Here is a 2,840-nt window from a genome sequence, read left to right on the forward strand (position 1 = left end):
GGGACGACGTCAAGTCATCATGCCCCTTATGTCTTGGGCTGCACACGTGCTACAATGGCCGGTACAATGAGCTGCGATGCCGCGAGGCGGAGCGAATCTCAAAAAGCCGGTCTCAGTTCGGATTGGGGTCTGCAACTCGACCCCATGAAGTCGGAGTTGCTAGTAATCGCAGATCAGCATTGCTGCGGTGAATACGTTCCCGGGCCTTGTACACACCGCCCGTCACGTCACGAAAGTCGGTAACACCCGAAGCCGGTGGCCCAACCCCTTGTGGGAGGGAGCTGTCGAAGGTGGGACTGGCGATTGGGACGAAGTCGTAACAAGGTAGCCGTACCGGAAGGTGCGGCTGGATCACCTCCTTTCTAAGGAGCACTTCTTACCAGGCTTCGGTTTGGTCAGAGGCCACTACGTCGGCAAATGTTCGACGGTGGTTGCTCATGGGTGGAACGTTGACTATTCGGCCAGGATCTCGGGTCGGAGGCTGCTAGTACTGCTCGTCAGAGCGTGGAACGCATGATCTCCGGACGGGACCGGGCCGGGCACGCTGTTGGGTGTCTGAAGGTACGGCCGCGAGGTCGCCTTCAGTGCCGGCCCCAGTGCACTCGGGATGTTGTCCCGGGGTGATGGGTGGCTGGTCGTTGTTTGAGAACTGCACAGTGGACGCGAGCATCTGTGGCCAAGTTTTTAAGGGCGCACGGTGGATGCCTTGGCACCAGGAACCGATGAAGGACGTGGGAGGCCACGATAGGCCCCGGGGAGCTGTCAACCAAGCTTTGATCCGGGGGTGTCCGAATGGGGAAACCCGGCAGTCGTCATGGGCTGTCACCCGCTGCTGAACACATAGGCAGTGTGGAGGGAACGCGGGGAAGTGAAACATCTCAGTACCCGCAGGAAGAGAAAACAACCGTGATTCCGGGAGTAGTGGCGAGCGAAACCGGATGAGGCCAAACCGTATGCGTGTGAGACCCGGCAGGGGTTGCGCATGCGGGGTTGTGGGATCTCTCTTCTGTCGTCTGCCGGCGACAGGACGAGTCAGAAACCGTTGATGTAGGCGAAGGACATGCGAAAGGTCCGGCGTAGAGGGTAAGACCCCCGTAGTCGAAACGTCAGCGGCTCGTTTGAGAGACACCCAAGTAGCACGGGGCCCGAGAAATCCCGTGTGAATCTGGCGGGACCACCCGCTAAGCCTAAATATTCCCTGGTGACCGATAGCGGATAGTACCGTGAGGGAATGGTGAAAAGTACCGCGGGAGCGGAGTGAAATAGTACCTGAAACCGTGTGCCTACAAGCCGTGGGAGCGTCGCTGTTGTTCTTCGGAGCAACAGTCGTGACTGCGTGCCTTTTGAAGAATGAGCCTGCGAGTTTGCGGTGTGTTGCGAGGTTAACCCGTGTGGGGAAGCCGTAGCGAAAGCGAGTCCGAATAGGGCGTTTCAGTAGCACGCTCAAGACCCGAAGCGGAGTGATCTAGCCATGGGCAGGTTGAAGCGGAGGTAAGACTTCGTGGAGGACCGAACCCACCAGGGTTGAAAACCTGGGGGATGACCTGTGGTTAGGGGTGAAAGGCCAATCAAACTCCGTGATAGCTGGTTCTCCCCGAAATGCATTTAGGTGCAGCGTCGTGTGTTTCTTGCCGGAGGTAGAGCACTGGATAGGCGATGGGCCCTACCGGGTTACTGACCTTAGCCAAACTCCGAATGCCGGTAAGTGAGAGCGCGGCAGTGAGACTGTGGGGGATAAGCTCCATGGTCGAGAGGGAAACAGCCCAGAGCATCGACTAAGGCCCCTAAGCGTACGCTAAGTGGGAAAGGATGTGGAGTCGCACAGACAACCAGGAGGTTGGCTTAGAAGCAGCCACCCTTGAAAGAGTGCGTAATAGCTCACTGGTCTAGTGATTCCGCGCCGACAATGTAGCGGGGCTCAAGCGTACCGCCGAAGTCGTGTCATTGACATATATAGCCCCAACGGGTGTGTTGATGGGTAGGGGAGCGTCGTGTGCCGGGTGAAGCAGCACCGGAAGGTAGTTGTGGACGGTTCACGAGTGAGAATGCAGGCATGAGTAGCGATACACACGTGAGAAACGTGTGCGCCGATTGACTAAGGGTTCCTGGGTCAAGCTGATCTGCCCAGGGTAAGTCGGGACCTAAGGCGAGGCCGACAGGCGTAGTCGATGGATAACCGGTTGATATTCCGGTACCCGCTGTGAAGCGTCAAACATCGAGCATCGTGATGCTAAGGCCGTGAAGCCGCCCCGGAGCCTTCGGGCAAAGGGGAGTGGTGGAGCCGCCGAACCAAGCGGTTAGTAGGTGAGTGATGGGGTGACGCAGGAAGGTAGTCCATCCCGGGCGGTGGTTGTCCCGGGGTAAGGGTGTAGGCCGCGAGGTAGGTAAATCCGCCTCGCATACGGCTGAGACCTGATGCCGAGCCGATTGTGGTGAAGTGGATGATCCTATGCTGTCGAGAAAAGCCTCTAGCGAGTTTCATGGCGGCCCGTACCCTAAACCGACTCAGGTGGTCAGGTAGAGAATACCGAGGCGTTCGGGTGAACTATGGTTAAGGAACTCGGCAAAATGCCCCCGTAACTTCGGGAGAAGGGGGGCCACACCTGGTGACGAGTCTTGCACTCTGAGCTGGGGGTGGCCGCAGAGACCAGCGAGAAGCGACTGTTTACTAAAAACACAGGTCCGTGCGAAGCCGTAAGGCGATGTATACGGACTGACGCCTGCCCGGTGCTGGAACGTTAAGGGGACCGGTTAGTCACTCTTCGGGGTGGCGAAGCTGAGAACTTAAGCGCCAGTAAACGGCGGTGGTAACTATAACCATCCTAAGGTAGCGAAATTCC

General features: G+C 57.9%; 2 rRNA genes. Both read left to right on the forward strand.

Going from position 1 to position 2,840, the window contains the following annotated elements:
• Window positions 1–362, forward strand: a 16S ribosomal RNA gene (locus AB0383_RS49995); the annotation flags it as partial.
• Between the two features lie 312 nt (window positions 363–674).
• Window positions 675–2,840: ribosomal RNA gene (locus AB0383_RS50000) — 23S ribosomal RNA — on the forward strand; the annotation flags it as partial.

The organism is Amycolatopsis sp. NPDC051373, from assembly GCF_040689465.1.
In the GTDB taxonomy this organism is placed as follows: domain Bacteria; phylum Actinomycetota; class Actinomycetes; order Mycobacteriales; family Pseudonocardiaceae; genus Amycolatopsis.